Source organism: Acetobacter sp. DsW_063 (genome assembly GCF_002153745.1).
Classification (GTDB): Bacteria; Pseudomonadota; Alphaproteobacteria; order Acetobacterales; family Acetobacteraceae; genus Acetobacter.
The window spans coordinates 1-15,377 of the sequence record NZ_JOPL01000030.1; the positions used below are offsets into that span (position 1 = coordinate 1).

The 15,377-nt window shown below is 60.3% G+C and carries 12 protein-coding genes; 10 read left to right on the forward strand and 2 right to left on the reverse strand.

The features are described 5' to 3' along the window. Positions 1-81: 81 nt before the first annotated feature. Both HK28_RS06085 and HK28_RS06090 read left to right on the forward strand, forming a co-directional pair. The gene (locus HK28_RS06085) at positions 82-1,161 is read left to right on the forward strand and encodes an IS5 family transposase (protein ID WP_086643721.1); all 1,080 of its coding nucleotides are present in this window, start codon (positions 82-84) and stop codon (positions 1,159-1,161) included. A 233-nt stretch (positions 1,162-1,394) separates the two neighbouring features. Then, complete coding sequence (locus tag HK28_RS06090) at positions 1,395-2,456, forward strand: class I SAM-dependent methyltransferase (protein ID WP_086643722.1); 1,062 nt, start codon at positions 1,395-1,397, stop codon at positions 2,454-2,456. A 61-nt stretch (positions 2,457-2,517) separates the two neighbouring features. On the opposite strand, the gene HK28_RS06095 is transcribed toward HK28_RS06090, so the two are convergent. Both HK28_RS06095 and xseA read right to left on the reverse strand, forming a co-directional pair. Beyond that, complete coding sequence (locus HK28_RS06095) at positions 2,518-2,751, reverse strand: hypothetical protein (RefSeq protein ID WP_086643723.1); 234 nt, start codon at positions 2,749-2,751, stop codon at positions 2,518-2,520. Positions 2,752-2,948: 197 nt separating this feature from the next. Further along, complete coding sequence (gene xseA / locus HK28_RS06100) at positions 2,949-4,421, reverse strand: exodeoxyribonuclease VII large subunit (protein WP_086643724.1); 1,473 nt, start codon at positions 4,419-4,421, stop codon at positions 2,949-2,951. Between the two features lie 196 nt (positions 4,422-4,617). Here xseA and purD point away from each other — a divergent pair, with 196 nt between their 5' ends. The 8 genes from purD (at position 4,618) to rpiA (ending at position 15,377) form a co-directional block, all read left to right on the forward strand. After that, positions 4,618-5,898 (forward strand): phosphoribosylamine--glycine ligase, encoded by a 1,281-nt coding sequence (gene purD, locus HK28_RS06105; RefSeq protein WP_086643766.1) that lies wholly within the window; start codon positions 4,618-4,620, stop codon positions 5,896-5,898. A gap of 215 nt (positions 5,899-6,113) precedes the next feature. Then, positions 6,114-8,213 carry a transketolase gene (gene tkt / locus HK28_RS06110; RefSeq protein ID WP_086643725.1) on the forward strand — a complete coding sequence of 700 codons (2,100 nt, stop codon included), beginning with the start codon at positions 6,114-6,116 and terminating at the stop codon, positions 8,211-8,213. Positions 8,214-8,306: 93 nt separating this feature from the next. Then, positions 8,307-11,165: a bifunctional transaldolase/phosoglucose isomerase gene (locus HK28_RS06115; RefSeq protein WP_086643767.1), complete on the forward strand. Its 2,859-nt coding sequence runs from the start codon at positions 8,307-8,309 to the stop codon at positions 11,163-11,165. A gap of 17 nt (positions 11,166-11,182) precedes the next feature. After that, positions 11,183-12,181: a phosphogluconate dehydrogenase (NAD(+)-dependent, decarboxylating) gene (gene gnd / locus HK28_RS06120; protein WP_086643726.1), complete on the forward strand. Its 999-nt coding sequence runs from the start codon at positions 11,183-11,185 to the stop codon at positions 12,179-12,181. A gap of 43 nt (positions 12,182-12,224) precedes the next feature. Then, a complete protein-coding gene (locus HK28_RS06125; protein WP_086643727.1) occupies positions 12,225-13,103 on the forward strand; it encodes a Cof-type HAD-IIB family hydrolase in 879 nt (292 codons plus the stop codon). Further along, positions 13,100-13,930: a Cof-type HAD-IIB family hydrolase gene (locus HK28_RS06130; RefSeq protein WP_086643728.1), complete on the forward strand. Its 831-nt coding sequence runs from the start codon at positions 13,100-13,102 to the stop codon at positions 13,928-13,930. Before HK28_RS06125 ends, HK28_RS06130 begins: the two co-directional genes overlap by 4 nt. Then, the gene (gene pgl, locus HK28_RS06135) at positions 13,930-14,673 is read left to right on the forward strand and encodes a 6-phosphogluconolactonase (RefSeq protein WP_086643729.1); all 744 of its coding nucleotides are present in this window, start codon (positions 13,930-13,932) and stop codon (positions 14,671-14,673) included. Before HK28_RS06130 ends, pgl begins: the two co-directional genes overlap by 1 nt. Then, positions 14,667-15,377: a ribose-5-phosphate isomerase RpiA gene (gene rpiA / locus HK28_RS06140; RefSeq protein WP_369823608.1), complete on the forward strand. Its 711-nt coding sequence runs from the start codon at positions 14,667-14,669 to the stop codon at positions 15,375-15,377. The genes pgl and rpiA overlap by 7 nt, the downstream gene beginning before the upstream one ends.

Below are 15,377 nucleotides of genomic sequence, written 5' to 3' on the forward strand. Positions count from 1 at the left end.
CTGGAGTGTTCGAAAAACCCCCTGGTTTTGAAACCGGCTCTGTGATTCCCTTCCTGCGGTTCTGACTGAGGGAATGGCGCTATGAAGCAGGCTGGTTTCTTTGATGTTGAAGAGCGGCTTGCCCGGTTGAGCGGGCTTGGCGATCAGCTCGAAGCATTTTCCCGGACTGTGGATTTTGAAGCGTTCCGTCCTGATCTGGACAAAACCTTGGCGTATTCTGATGGAAGCAAGGGCGGACGACCGCCATTTGATCCCGTGTTAATGTTCAAGATCCTGGTGATCCAGACGCTGAACAACCTGTCTGATGAGCGGACGGAATACCTGATCAACGACCGTCTCTCCTTCATGCGCTTCCTTGGCCTGGGACTGCCGGACCGTGTGCCGGACGCCAAAACAATCTGGCTGTTCCGCGAGCGCCTGACGCAGGCTGGTGCGATTGAAAGGCTGTTTGATCGTTTTGATACCACCCTGCGCAACGCCGGATATCTGCCCATGTCAGGCCAGATCCTGGACGCGACATTGGTGGCAGCTCCAAAGCAGCGCAATACAAACGCTGAGAAGGCAGATCTCCGGGCAGGACGGATCCCCGAAAACTGGCAGGACAAGCCGACAAAGCTGTCGCACAAGGATCGTCAGGCGCGATGGACGCTGAAGTTCACGAAAGCAAAGCGGCAGGATGACGGGACGATCCCCGCAACGGATCTCGCCATCCCGTTCTTTGGCTACAAATCCCACGTCTCCATTGACCGGAAATACCGGTTCATCCGGAAATGGAAGACGACGGATGCCGCCGCCAGTGATGGTGCGCGCTTGAGAGAGGGCCTGCTTGATAAAAGCAATACAGCCTCAACGGTCTGGGCAGACACAGCCTACCGCTCAAAAGCCAATGAGGACTTCATGGAAAAGGAGGGCTTTGTCTCGAAGGTTCACAGGAAAAAGCCGCATCTCAAGCCCATGCCCCGCCACATCCAGCGGTCCAACGTAGGGAAGTCGGTGATCCGGTCGCGTGTCGAGCATGTCTTTGCTGATCAGAAGTCTCAGACCGGGCTGTTCATCCGAACTGTCGGTATCACCCGGGCCACCATGCGGATCGGACTGGCTAATATCGTCTATAATATGCGCCGCTTCCTCTTCCTGGAACGGATCAACGTGAGCGCGTAGTAATCCAGCGGGTAACAGCCCCCGATCTGCTCAAAACGCAGATCAAAAGTGACTCAAAGAACCGTCAATCAAATCGACAAAACCCAGAAATCATGGGCCAAGCTTATCAATTGACGGTTCTTCGATCCCTCCAAATGTAATTTAAATCGTATTTTCGGGTGAATATTTTTTGCCTCATCACGCTGCGTATGTAACCATGCGTAAGTTGAATAACCGCCGTGGTGTATTTAGCTATGCTTCGAGACGTTTTGGTTACAATTGGGTTGCGCCTTTTTCCCATCGTGCGCCAGTTGCACGCACAACGAAATACGCTGGTTGAAGAGCGGGACAATTTATCAGATCAGCTAAAAATCTATGTTGATGAGAAAGAAACCGCGCCGAGGGAAGTAGCGCCGGTTGAAAGGACTGAAAGCAGAAGTCCGTTCTGGTTTTATAACTCTTCATTTGATCCGATAGAGCTTATGAAGAAGTATCAGTGTGATAATGCGGTTTCTCTTCCTGGGCACATAACGAATTATCTAGGCGTGCACACCAGCACCGATTTTTTTCCTGGCATTCTATCTTCAAGAGGCGGGGAGATCGAGCCGATTCCTTTTCCGGCCAATTGGCATACTGATATAGCGGAGTGGGGCGCTGCACTGCGCGCTGTCGACCTTTCGGGGGCGAGTTTTTCAGTGTTAGAGCTCGGTTGCGGATGGGGGTGTTGGATGAACAATACCGGAGCTGCGGCCCGAACTGTGGGCAAAGACGTGCATCTGATGGGGGTTGAAGGGGATCCCGATTATATAAAATTCGCGACGAGTGCGTGTATGACGAACGGGTTTTCTGTCGAAGAGTTCGAGGTGCTCCACGGCGTTGCGGCGACGGAGAGTGGCGTCGCCTTGTTCCCCAAGCAGGAAATCGCGGGAGGGTCATGGGGGTTGGAACCGATATTCGGCGCGACTTCGGATGTAAGGGAAGCGGCCGCTGTAAACGGATCGCATATCGAAATTCCGATGGTATCGTTGCGGGATATCGTTGCATCGGAACGTCGCTTTGATCTTTTGCATATGGATATCCAAGGGGGAGAGGTCGCCTTGGTTTCCGAAAATCTCGATCTTATGAGCCAATCCATCGCGTATGTTGTCATTGGGACGCATTCACGTGAGATCGAGGGGCGACTGATCGCAGAGATGTCCGCCGCAGGCTGGGTGCTGGAAATGGAACGGCCTTGTATTTTTTCTATTACTGCCGGCAGGACGTCTACGACTGTTGATGGCGTTCAGGGATGGCGCAACACGGTTTTGCTTCCCTAGTGCGGTGGCAACGATCGTTTTTCGGTTGATCTGCGTATAATTTTCTCCGGAGGCAGCCTGGCTACTTCATCGGCGCAGTCACCGTGCTCGGCGGACAATGCGACGGATTGCCGCCCGCGCGTGGTGAAGAAATCACGGCGCAGTCGGCGGCGCTTATCTCGGTCTTGGCGTTTGATTGCCTGACTGCGGAGACAAAAGACTGTCCGATATAGACCAGTACGCCGATAGTCGCGGCGATAATCACGGCGATTACGATGAGTTTCCCGATTTCTTGCTGTGTAAAGCGCGCGCTCATTGCGGGTGTTCCTAGACTATGGCTCAGGCGGCGCGCCCGAAACCGGTTACGTCACGCCTCGGGACGTTGCTTAAGATCTTTTGGCGGCCGGGCAGACTATCGTCTGATAGCCATTCGGTCCTCCACGTTAGGGCACTGTGATGGCATGTTCACTGCTCTATGCCTACTTGGGCCACGATTTCTGCGTGGCACGATAGTCAAAGATCGAGCGCCGTCTGGGCGGGATTAGCGCGCCTGTCGACTGTGGCTCCTATCTCACCGTCCGCGAAGACAAGCGTGACATGCGCGCCTGGTCTGGTTGCGTCTGCACGAGTGACCGGCGCGCCCTTGGCGTCGCGGACCAGCACGTAGCCGCGTTCGAGCACTGCCATTGGCGAAACGGCGTTCAGTTGCCCCGCCACTCCAGACAGATGGGCCTGACGCTCCCGGCACAGCGCGTTGAGCGGCGCGGCGGTGAGGCGCGTTCTGGCAAGGCGCATCTCCATGGCGTGCGTCATGGCGGTGGCCGCAGCGGTCAGGCTCGCGGCGCGCAGTTTCAGTCGCGCGCCGCGATCGGAAAGCAGCGCGGCGGGAGCGGGCATATGGCGTTCGGCGGAGATCAGGGCCGCCCGACGACGCTCCAGCAACGCGGGCAGGGCGATATCCAGTCGGTGCGAGCGGTCGTCGAGCCGCATCCGTCCGGCGTCAAGCAGGGACGGCAGATCCGGCACGCCGCGCGCGGCGCGGTCGAGCCGCAGGCGCGCGGTCTGCCCGATGCGGTTCAGCGCACTGCTCATACGGGCCGCGCGGTGGGCGAGGTCCGCCATAAGTTCGTCACGGACCGGCACGGCGAGTTCGGCGGCGGCGGTCGGCGTCGGCGCGCGGATGTCCGAGACGAAATCGACCAGCGTCGTGTCGGTTTCGTGGCCGACGGCGGAGATCACAGGGATGTCCGACGCCGCCACGGCGCGCAGCACCGATTCGTCGTTGAACGCCATCAGATCCTCCAGCGATCCGCCGCCGCGTGCGACGATCAGCACGTCCGGGCGGACGAGGTCGGACTTGACGCCGGGTTGACGGGGAGGGAGGCGGTTGAAACCGTCGACGGCGGCGGCGATCTGCGCGGCCGCGCCTTCGCCCTGAACGGCGACGGGCCAGAGCAGCACGTCGCGGGGAAAGCGGCGCGCGATGGTGGTGCGGATGTCATGCAGCACTGCGCCATGCGCGGACGTCACCACGCCGATGAGTTGGGGGAGGCGCGGGAGGGGGCGCTTTCTGGCGGCGTCGAAGAGCCCTTCCTCGGCCAGACGCTGGCGCAGACGCTCGATGCGGGCCAGCAACGCGCCTTCACCCGCATACTCCATTTTCTCGACGATAAGCTGATAGCTCGAGCGCTCGCCGTATGAAGAGATGCGGCCGCTGGCGATGATCTCCAGTCCGTTTTCGGGAACCAGCCCGAGGCGGGAGACGGAGCCGCGCCAGACGACGCCCGATATTTTCCCCCCTTCGTCCTTGAGGGAAAAATAAAGATGGCCGGATGCGTAGCGTTTGAACTCTGTGATCTCGCCACGCACGCGAACGCGCCCGAAGGCTCCTTCCAGCGTGCGTTTGATGGCCCCGGAAATCTCTGAAACCGAGTATTCGGGAACATTGCCGAATGGCGCGGGCTGGGAGGGAGGGGCATCGTCCATCCCCTGACCCTATGCTACAGACGCGACGTCGCGAACAGGGGCGGCGTGTCGCCCTGTATGTTGCCGGACGACGTCGTGGGGTCAGGGGCCCTGCGGTGGGGTGGTCGGTCATGTGAGCGGCGTAGGGAACAATCGGGATGGCGCAAGTCGTCTCGCGGCGGTGTGTCGTCGTGAAGGGTTACGAAGGGAACGGATGATGCGGGTTCTACTGATCGGTTCGGGTGGTCGAGAGCACGCATTGGCGGCTGCGCTGGCCGCATCTCCGGTCCTGACGCAGCTCTATATCGCTCCTGGCAATCCCGGCACCGCAGCGCTGGGCGAAAAAGTGGCGATTTCAGCCTCCGACGTGGCGGCTCTTGTGACGTTCGCGCAGGCGCATGCCATCGATCTTGTTGTGCCGGGGCCGGAAGCGCCGTTGGTCGTGGGGCTCGCCGACGCCTGCGCCGAAGCTGGAATCGCCTGCGCCGGGCCGACGCAGGCTGCGGCGGCGCTGGAGGGCAGCAAGACCTTCACGAAGGAGGTTTGCGACGCGGCGCGAATTCCCACGGCCCGATGGGAGCGCTTTGAGGACGCGGGGAGTGCGCTTGAGTTCGTGCGTCGCCGCGGCGCTCCGATCGTGATCAAGGCTGACGGGCTCGCCGCCGGGAAGGGCGTGGTCGTTGCGCAGACGCTGGAAGAGGCGGAGTCCGCCATTACGGACATGATGACGTCCGACAAGCTGGGGGAGGCTGGTCGCTCGGTCGTTATTGAAGAGTGCATGGTCGGAGAGGAGGTCTCCCTGTTCGCCTTTTGCGCCGGACGCGATGCGGTTTTGATCGGCGCCGCGCAAGACCACAAGCGTATCGGCGATGGCGACACCGGCCCTAATACAGGAGGCATGGGCGCAGTGTCGCCGCCGTCCGGCTTCGATCGAGACGCACAGGAGCGCGCGCTCGATTTGTTGGTTCGTCCGATGCTGGTCGAGATGGATCGGCGCGGCACGCCGTTTTGCGGCGTGATCTTCGCGGGCTTGATGCTGACGAACGAGGGACCGAAGCTGATCGAATACAATGTTCGGTTCGGCGATCCAGAAGCTCAAGCGTTGTTGATCAGACTTGAAACCGATCTGCTTCCTGCTCTCGCGGCGTTGGCGCAGGGTTCGCTCGCAGGAGTTTCTATCTCTTTTTCCAACGACGCTTCTGCCGCGATCGTGCTCGCCGCGCGCGGTTATCCGGGCGAACCCGCTCATGGCGGGGTGATCGGCGGGATCGAGCGAGCGGAGGCGGTACCGGGCGTTCGGGTGTTTCAGGCAGGCACGGCGCTCGATGCTGAAGGACGGCTGATCGCCGTCGGCGGTCGTGTTCTGACGGTATGCGCCACTGCTCCCGGCTTGCGGGAGGCGATCGACCGGGCCTATCAAGGTGTTGCGGCTATTCGCTGGGATGACGCTGTATGGCGCGGCGACATTGGCGCACGTGCGCTGTCGATGGCCGGATGAAATCGCGTCACATGGATGTGACGTTTGCAACCGGTGGATAACCGGGGGGTTTAGGGTCTGAATTGCGCGCGTCGTCGCCGGGGGCTTCTTCTCCGCCTTGCGAACGGGTCGACGGCGTGGGATCGTCAGCAGGACTTATCCGCCTGAGACGATCTTAAGGTGCCCTTGGGCAACGCCCGATAATTAGGCCAGTCATTAATAAGGAACGGTTTCTCATGCGCTCTATTCACGTCCAGCAGAACCGCGCCCCGGAAGCCGGTGGCGCCCCTGCCCGAGACATCGACCGGACCTGCATCGACACCATCCGTACGCTTTCGATGGACGCGGTCCAGAAAGCGAACTCGGGCCACCCCGGCACGGCCATGGCGCTGGCTCCGGTAGCCTATACGCTCTGGCAGAACGCCCTGAGCTATGATCCGGCCGATCCGCTGTGGCCTGCGCGCGATCGCTTCGTGCTTTCGGTCGGCCATGCGTCGATGTTGCTGTATTCGTTGATTCACCTTTCCGGAATTCGTGACGTCGTCGACGGGAAAGTCGTTGGCGCGCCGTCCCTGACGATCGACGATCTGAAGCAGTTCCGCCAGATCGGTTCCAAGACGCCCGGCCATCCGGAGTATCATCACACGGCGGGCGTTGAGACGACGACTGGCCCGCTGGGTCAGGGCTGCGCCAATTCGGTCGGTATGGCCATCGCGCAGAAGTGGCTTGCCGCCCGTTTCGATAAACCGGGTTTTCCGCTCTTCGATTATCACGTCTATACGCTGTGCGGCGATGGCGACATGATGGAAGGCGTGGCCAGCGAGGCTGCGTCCACCGCCGGTCACCTGAAGCTTGGCAACCTCACGTGGATTTACGACAGCAACCGCATTTCCATCGAAGGTTCGACCGACATCGCGTTCACTGAAGACGTGGCGAAGCGGTTCGACGCCTACGGTTGGCAGGTGCTTGTTCTCAAAGACGCCAACGACACCGCCGGTTTTTTGAAACTTCTTGAGCAGACGAAGGCGGAGACGACGCGTCCCACGTTCATTCTGGTCCACTCCGTGATTGCGTGGGGGGCCCCGAAGAAGGCGGGCACCGCAGCCGCGCATGGTGAACCTCTGGGCGCCGACGAAATCAAGGCGACCAAGGCATTTTACGGTGCCTCTGAGCAAGACTTCTTCGTTCCCGAGGGCGTGGAGAAGCACTTTCAGGACGGACTTGGCGCACGTGGGGCCGCGGCCAGCAAGAAGTGGAAAGAGCTTTTCTCTGAATACAAGAAAGCATATCCGGACGAAGCGGCCGAAATTGAGCTGATTCTCGCGCGAAAGCTGCCCGAGGGCTGGGATTCGGATATTCCGACCTACAAGACCGACGCGAAGGGTGTGGCGTCCCGGCAGAGTTCCGGCGAAGTGCTGAACGCTGTTGCAGCGAAGCTGCCGTGGCTGATCGGTGGCGCGGCGGATCTGGCTCCGTCCACCAAGACGCTGATCAAGGACGGCGGCGCTTTCCAGCCTGCGGAATGGAATGGTTCCTACGCCGGGCGTAATCTGCATTTCGGCGTGCGCGAACACGCGATGGGCGCCATCGTCAACGGCATCGCGCTTTCTGGCGTCCGGCCCTATGGCGCCGGGTTCCTGATCTTCTCGGATTACATGAAGCCGCCGATACGTTTGGCTTCGTTGATGGGGCTCCCGTCGATTTTCGTGTTTACTCACGATTCTATCGGCGTCGGCGAAGACGGCCCGACGCACCAGCCGATCGAGCAACTGGTGCAACTCCGCGCTACGCCTGGGGTGATCGTCCTTCGCCCCGGTGACGCCAACGAGGTCGCCGAAGCCTGGCGCACGTTGATCCCGCTGACCAACCGTCCTGCGGTTCTGGCTCTAAGCCGCCAGAACCTTCCGACGCTGGATCGCGAGAAATACGCGCCGGCAAGTGGCGTGCAGAAGGGCGCTTACGTGCTGGCGGATAGCGGCAAGACGCCCGCCGTCATCCTGATCGCGACCGGCAGCGAACTGCAGCTTGCTGTCGAGGCTTATGAAAAGCTGATCGCGGACGGCGTGGCTGCGCGTGTCGTGTCGATGCCGTCCTGGGAGCTGTTCGAGGAGCAACCCCAGTCCTATCGTGACGAGGTTCTTCCGCCTGCGGTGAAGGGGCGTGTCGCGATCGAGGCGGCTTCGCCGATCGGCTGGCACCGCTATGTGGGCGACGCCGGGACGTTCATCGGCATGAACGGCTTCGGCGCTTCCGCGCCTCTTCCGGAACTGTTGAAGAAGTTCGGCTTCACTGTGGATGCGGTGATCGCCGCGGCGCGCAAGCAGGCCGGTCTTTGATTGAAACATCCGGCGTCGTTGTTCGACGCCGGATGTCATTGGGTTTCAGCCTCCGGCGCCGAAGGCGGCGTCAATGAAAAGGAGCGCCTTCTTATGAACGCTGCAGCAAACGCAAACCAAAGCCCTTTGAAAGAACTCGCGAAATTTGAGCAATCGCCCTGGCTCGATTTTGTGCGGCGGGGTTTTACCAAAGACGGCTCGATGGCCGCGTTGATCGCCGACGACGGGGTTAAGGGCGTTACGTCCAATCCGGCGATTTTCCAAAAAGCGATGGGCGAAGGGACGGACTACGACGCCCAGATTCATGAAATTCTCGGAAAGGAGATTGTTTCAACCTCCGAGCTGTACGAGCGCCTCGCTATTGACGACATTCGTGAAGTAGCGAAACTTCTTTATCCTGTCTTCGAGACGTCGAAAGGCGTCGACGGCTATGTGAGTCTCGAGGTTTCGCCCTATCTGGCGCGAGACACGGCTGGCACGATTTTCGAGGCTGGACGGTTGTGGGATGCGGTCAAGGAACCGAATCTCATGATCAAGATTCCGGGCACCGACGAGGGCGCTCCGGCGATCGAGCAGAAGATCGCAGACGGAATTAACATCAACGTCACGCTCCTGTTTTCCCTCGATGCATACAAGAAAGTCGTCGAGGCGTGGTTGAGCGGACTGGAAACGCGCGTCAAGGCTGGTCAGCCCGTTGCGTCCATAGCGTCGGTTGCTTCTTTCTTCGTCAGCCGTATCGACGGGAAGATCGACGCGGAGATTGATCGCCGCGTAAAGGCTGGAGACAAGGATAGCGAGGCGCTGAAGGCGGTGCGCGGCAAGGTCGCGATAGCCAATGCGAAGCTGGCTTACCAGTATTGGCTGGAAGTCATGAAGAGCGATCGCTGGGCGAAGCTGAAGGCGGCGGGTGCGCAGACGCAGCGACTGCTGTGGGCTTCAACCGGGACGAAGGACAAGGCTTACAGCGACGTCCTGTATGTCGAGCAACTGATCGGCCCTGAGACGGTCAATACCATTCCGCCCGCGACGCTCGACGCGTTTCGCGACCACGGCACACTCCCCGGCGCCACGCTGACCGAGGATGTCGAGGGGGCGAAGCATGTTCTGGCGGAAGCGGAGCGCCTTGGGCTCGACCTCGCCGGGGTGACGAAGGTCCTTGTGGACGAGGGCGTGTCATCCTTCGAAGATGCGTTCGACAGCCTGCTTGGCTCGGTGGCGAAGAAACAGAATGACATTCTCGGGAAAAAGCTGACCGAGACGAAGTTCTCCTTGCCCGCAGATCTCGACGCCGCTGTGAAGGCTGGCCTGGACGAGTGGCGCCGGAAAGGCTCCATCCGTAAGCTGTGGGCGCGCGACGCGTCGCTCTGGACTGGCGCGGACGAAGCGAAATGGCTGAAGTGGCTCGATATTGTTGGTGAGCGGCTGGACCATGTCGCTGAGCTTGAGACGTTCCAGAAGGAAGTCAAGGAGCGTGGTTTCAAGCAGGTTCTTCTGCTCGGCATGGGCGGATCGAGCCTCGGTCCGGAAGTGTTGGCCGAGACGTTCGGCAAGCACGAAGGGTTCGGCCACCTGTACGTGTTGGACAGTACCGACCCGCAGCAGATCAAGACGTTTGAAGGCAAGATCGACCCGGCGCATACGCTGTTCATCGTTTCCTCGAAGTCAGGAGGGACGCTGGAGCCGAATATTCTTCTCGCTTACTTCTACGACGTTGCAAAAAAGGCGATCGGCGACAAAGCTGCGTCGCATTTCGTGGCGGTGACGGACCCAGGATCGCATCTTGAAGCCGTCGCGAAGCGTGAAGGCTTCTGGAAAATATTTGGCGGAGAGAAGGAAATCGGCGGCCGTTATTCGGTTTTGTCGAATTTTGGTCTCGTCCCGGCCACGGCTGCGGGCGTACCGATCAAGCTCTTCCTTGAAGACGCATTACACGGTGTGAAGGCGAGCGACGCGGGCGCGCCTCCGGCGGTCAATCCGGGCGTCCAGCTCGGCACGGTGTTCGGCATTGCTGCGACGAAGTTCGGCCGCGACAAGATCACGATCATAGCTACGAAGCAGATCGCGGATTTCGGAGCGTGGGCGGAGCAGTTGATCGCGGAGTCAACAGGAAAGATCGGTAAAGGTCTGATCCCGATCGATGACGAAACACTCGCTGGACCGACGCATTACGGCTCCGATCGTGTGTTCGTCTATCTGCGTCTGGCGAATGAGCATTCGCATGAGCAGGATGAGGCGGTCCGCACGTTGATTGAAGCGGGTCAGCCAGTCGTAACCATTGTGCTGCACGAACGCCGTCAGATTGCGCAGGAATTCTTCCGTTGGGAAATCGCGACGGCGGTTGCTGGAGCGTGGCTGGAGATCAATCCGTTCGATCAGCCGGACGTCGAGGCCAGCAAGATCGAAACGAAGAAGCTGACATCGGCGTATAACGATACAGGAGCGCTTCCGTCCGAGGAACCGTTCGCGACGGATGGAGATCTTTCGTTCTTCGCCGATGCGAAAAACACGGCGGCGTTGAAGGGCGGCTCCGCGATCGAAATTCTGAAGGCGCATTTCGATCGCGTGAAGCCCGGCGATTATGTCGGCGTTCTCGCCTACATTGAGCGTGATCGGGCGACACGTGAGTGGATTCAGCACACACGGTTGGCGATCCGCGACGCGAAGAAAGTGGCGACAGCCGCTGAGTTCGGGCCTCGCTTCCTGCACTCGACGGGACAGGCCTACAAAGGCGGCCCCAACAGCGGAGTGTTCCTGCAGATTACTGCGGATGACGCGAACGATCTTCCGGTTCCCGGCGAGCGCTTCACATTCAGCGTGGTCAAGGCGGCGCAGGCGCGCGGCGATTTCGACGTCCTCGCCGAGCGTGGCCGTCGTGCGTTGCGCGTGCACATCAAGGGCGATCTCGCCAAGGGTCTCGCGTCCATAGCGTCGGCGATCAAAGCCGCGATCTGAAGAAAAGGATCAGACAAATGCAGATCGGAGTTGTTGGTCTGGGGCGCATGGGCGGGAATATCGCAGTGCGTCTCACGCGGCATGGCCACGATGTTGTCGTGTTCGATAATTCTGCGGATACCGTAGAGAAAATCGTTTCGCGCGTGGAGAATGGGCGTGCGGTTGGCGCGTCGAGCCTTGCCGAGTTGGCGTCCAAGCTGAACGGGCCTAAGAAAGTCGTGTGGCTGATGCTGCCGGCCGGGCAGATCACGGAAGACGCCGTAAAGGCGTGCGGCGAACTGCTCGGTAATGGCGACATCGTGATTGATGGTGGCAACAGCTACTACAAGGACGATATCCGTCGCGCTGCGGAACTGAGCAAGAACGGCATTGACTACGTCGACGTCGGTACGTCGGGCGGCGTCTGGGGTCTCGATCGCGGGTATTGCATGATGTATGGCGGCACGCAGGAAGCTGCCGACCATATAGATCCGATCCTGAAGGCGTTGGCGCCGGGCAAGGGCGACATCCCGCCCACGCCGGGGCGGGACCGTGATGGTCTGGACGAGCGTGCGGAGCAGGGGTACCTGCACTGCGGTCCGGCCGGCTCGGGCCATTTTGTGAAAATGGTTCATAACGGCATCGAATATGGGATGATGCAGGCGTTCGCCGAGGGCTTCGACGTCATGAAGTCCAAGGATTCGCCGTTGTTGCCGGACGATCAACGCTTCTCGCTCAACATGGCTGACATCGCTGAAGTCTGGCGTCGGGGCAGTGTCGTTTCGTCATGGCTGCTCGATCTCACCGCGCAGGCGATGGCGAAAAACGGAGAGTTGTCTGAATTCTCCGGGCAAGTTCAGGATTCTGGTGAGGGCCGCTGGACTATTGAAGCCGCCATTGAGGAATCTGTGCCGGTTCCAGTCATGACGGCCGCCTTGTTCACACGCTTCCGTTCGCGTACGGGCAACAACTACGCCGAAAAGGTGTTGTCGGCTATGCGCTTTGGTTTCGGCGGTCACGTCGAAACCAAAAACTGACGAAGGCGGGTAAGGGCATGCGCGCGGAGCGAGAGAGTCTGTCATGAAAAGCGACGATCAAGCCCGGCGCGAGGCCAAGCCCGCGCCGACAGAGAACGTTCGACTTGTCGTCAGCGATATGGACGGCACGCTGCTGACGCCAAAAAAGCAGGTCACTCCCGCCACGCTGGCGGCGATCGGGCAGCTGCGGGAGGCTGGCGTTCCTGTCTGCCTCGTCAGTAGCCGCCCGCCTCCGGGGATCTCGATGTATTTCGAGGCGTTGGGGCTGAAAACACCTTATGCAGGGCTTAACGGCGCCATCGTCTTTGACGCTGAAGGGCGAACGGTGTCGAGTCTGGCTTTGCCGCAGGACGCCCTGCGTGACGCGCTCGATATGCTCAACGTTCATGGGGTGGACGCCTGGTTATTTTGTGGCTCTGACTGGATCGTGGGCGACGTCACCGGAGCGTATGTGCAGCACGAACAGGCTGCGATCCGGGTCGAGCCGATCGTCGCGAGCGAGGGCTTCGATCCCTGGTTGGACAAAGTAGGCAAACTGGCAGGATCGAGCAGCGATTACGACCTTCTCGCTCGGCTGGAAGGCGAGATCGGCGCGTTGCTTGAGGGGCGCGCCCATGTTGCGCGATCATCGCCGTATTATCTCGATATTACCCCGGAGCAGGCGACAAAAGGTTATGCGCTGAAGCAGCTCGCAGCCATGTTCGGCATTGAGCCGCATGAGGTCGCCTGCCTCGGCGACATGCGCAACGACATTGCGATGTTCGAGGTTGCGGGGCTGTCCATCGCGATGGGTAACGCCACGGACGAGGTCGCATCCTACGCTCACGTTCGTACTGCGAGTAACGAAGACGAAGGCTGGGCTCGCGCCATTGAAACCTACGTGTTGCCAAGAGTGGCGGGAGCGAAGGGCTCGTCGTCATGACACCCGCCGGCGGTCGTCCTGCGTCAGACATCAGGCTGGTCCTGAGCGACGTGGACGGCACGCTGGTGACGCATGAAAAGATACTGACGGACCGGGCCGTCGCCGCTGTGCAAAAACTCCACGACAGGGGAATATTTTTCGCCATTACTTCGGGCCGTCCGCCGAAGGGTATGGAGATGTTGTTTGATCCATTAAGCCTTGGGACCCCAGTTGCGGGTTTTAATGGCGGCCTGATGGTCAATCGTGATTTCTCGGTCGTTCAATCGCTGACTTTGTCACCGGATATCGTCCGGAAGACAGTTGCGCTGATGCGCGAAGGTGGGGCGGATGTCTGGATCTATCAAGGCAACGACTGGATCGTGCCTGATGCGGGTCACCCGCATGTTGCGCGAGAGCAGTGGACAGTAAAATTCGCCCCCATCGTGCGTGACGATATTCCCGACATCACAGACGGCGTCGTCAAAATTACAGGGGTCAGTGACGATCCCGATCTGATGAAGCGGCTGGAGGCGACCGTGCAGGGAGCACTCGGAGCCAACGCATCAGCGGCGTTGTCTCAACCATATTATCTGGATGTCACACATTCCGACGCGAACAAGGGCGGCGTAGTTCGCGCTCTTTCAAGGCTTCTTGATATCCCGGCGGGGATGATCGCGACGCTGGGTGATCAACCGAACGATATACCGATGTTTCAGGTCTCCGGCCTGTCCATAGCAATGGGGCAGGCGGTCAACGCCGTAAGGGGGGCCGCGACATATGTGTCGGAGTCCAGCGAGGCGGAGGGCTTCGCTGTAGGAATTGAGCGTTATATTTTAGGAGAGTCGTAATGAGCGGGCACGACGTTATGTCGGCGGATCAGATTGTCCTCGACGATGCGGAGGCGATTGCGCGCCGGGCGGCTGACTTTTTGCTCGAACAGGCATTGGCGGCCAAGGATGTTTTTCGCGTTGCGCTATCGGGCGGATCGACGCCGAAGCGGCTCTACGCCCTGATGGCGGACCCGGATTACGCGGCGCGGTTTCCCTGGGGCCGCGTACAGTTTTTCTTCGGCGACGACCGGTTTGTTCCAGCTGATTCCCCTGACAGTAATCGGGGCATGGTGCAGTCCATTCTTTTCTCTCACGTTCCCGCGCCAGTCGACGCCATCTTCCCGATGCCAGACCAGGGCGATCCGGATGCGGCGGCGTGGGCATACGAAGCAAGCCTGAAAACGGCTTACGGCGCCGAGGCGCTGGAGCCCGACCGCCCGCTTTTTGATGTCGTGTTTCTGGGCCTCGGGGAGAACGGCCACACGGCTTCCCTCTTTCCACGTCAGCCGGTGCTGGAGGAACGCACGCGGTGGGTCGCTCCCTGCGTTCCGGACGACGCCCCGCACACTCGCCTGACATTGACGTATCCTGCTATCGCCTCCAGTCGCTTTGTGCTTTTCCTCGTCACGGGCGCTTCCAAAGCGGAGGTTTACGCCCGGGTGCGGGCTGGTGATCCGGCGGAGCCTGCAAGCCATATAACGTCGGAAGGGCGGATCGAGTGGTTTGTTGACGCCGCCGCCGCCGGGGAGGTCGTATCGTGAGCATGTCTTCTGAGCAGGCTGCGGAATACAAAAGGCATGCGGCCGAACTGGCTGCGGAAATGGTCGAAGACGGAATGGTCGTCGGGCTTGGCACGGGCAGCACGGCGGCGTTCGCCGTCGCCGCGTTGGGACGGCGATATCGCGAGGGACTGCGCTTCGTCGGTGTGCCGACGTCGCTCGCCACGGAACATCAGGCGCGGGAACTTGGAATTCCGCTGTCCGGCTTTGGCGAGCATGAGCGGGTTGATCTGACGATAGACGGCGCCGACGAGGTGCAACGCGGTACTTTGAATCTGATCAAGGGACTTGGCGGCGCCCTCTTGCGCGAAAAGATCGTGGCCTCAGCATCTGATCGTCTCGTGATCGTCGCCGATGAGAGCAAACTGGTCGACGGCCTTGGCGAGCACAGTCTGTTGCCGGTGGAGGTGACGCCCTTCGGCTGGGAGGCGACGGCACGTCGGCTGGCGGAGGTCGGGGCGCATGTTTCTCCGCGACGCTCGCGCGCAGGGGACCTCTTTATAAGCGACGGCGGTAATCTGATTCTTGATTGCCACTTTGAAGGGATCGACGATCCGGCGGCGACTGAACAGGCGATCGGCTCCATCGTCGGCGTCGTCGAAAGCGGCCTGTTCATCGGTATGGCGAGCGAGGCGGTTATCGCCGGGCCGACCGGCGTCGCACGCCTTCACGTGGCAGCGCAATGA

Bases quoted from the DNA above. Each gene is read 5' to 3' on its own strand.
- HK28_RS06085 (WP_086643721.1), top strand. From the start codon at position 82: ATGAAGCAGGCTGGTTTCTTTGATGTTGAAGAGCGGCTTGCCCGGTTG.
- HK28_RS06090 (WP_086643722.1), top strand. From the start codon at position 1,395: ATGCTTCGAGACGTTTTGGTTACAATTGGGTTGCGCCTTTTTCCCATC.
- HK28_RS06095 (WP_086643723.1), bottom strand. From the start codon at position 2,751: ATGAGCGCGCGCTTTACACAGCAAGAAATCGGGAAACTCATCGTAATC.
- xseA (WP_086643724.1), bottom strand. From the start codon at position 4,421: ATGGACGATGCCCCTCCCTCCCAGCCCGCGCCATTCGGCAATGTTCCC.
- purD (WP_086643766.1), top strand. From the start codon at position 4,618: ATGCGGGTTCTACTGATCGGTTCGGGTGGTCGAGAGCACGCATTGGCG.
- tkt (WP_086643725.1), top strand. From the start codon at position 6,114: ATGCGCTCTATTCACGTCCAGCAGAACCGCGCCCCGGAAGCCGGTGGC.
- HK28_RS06115 (WP_086643767.1), top strand. From the start codon at position 8,307: ATGAACGCTGCAGCAAACGCAAACCAAAGCCCTTTGAAAGAACTCGCG.
- gnd (WP_086643726.1), top strand. From the start codon at position 11,183: ATGCAGATCGGAGTTGTTGGTCTGGGGCGCATGGGCGGGAATATCGCA.
- HK28_RS06125 (WP_086643727.1), top strand. From the start codon at position 12,225: ATGAAAAGCGACGATCAAGCCCGGCGCGAGGCCAAGCCCGCGCCGACA.
- HK28_RS06130 (WP_086643728.1), top strand. From the start codon at position 13,100: ATGACACCCGCCGGCGGTCGTCCTGCGTCAGACATCAGGCTGGTCCTG.
- pgl (WP_086643729.1), top strand. From the start codon at position 13,930: ATGAGCGGGCACGACGTTATGTCGGCGGATCAGATTGTCCTCGACGAT.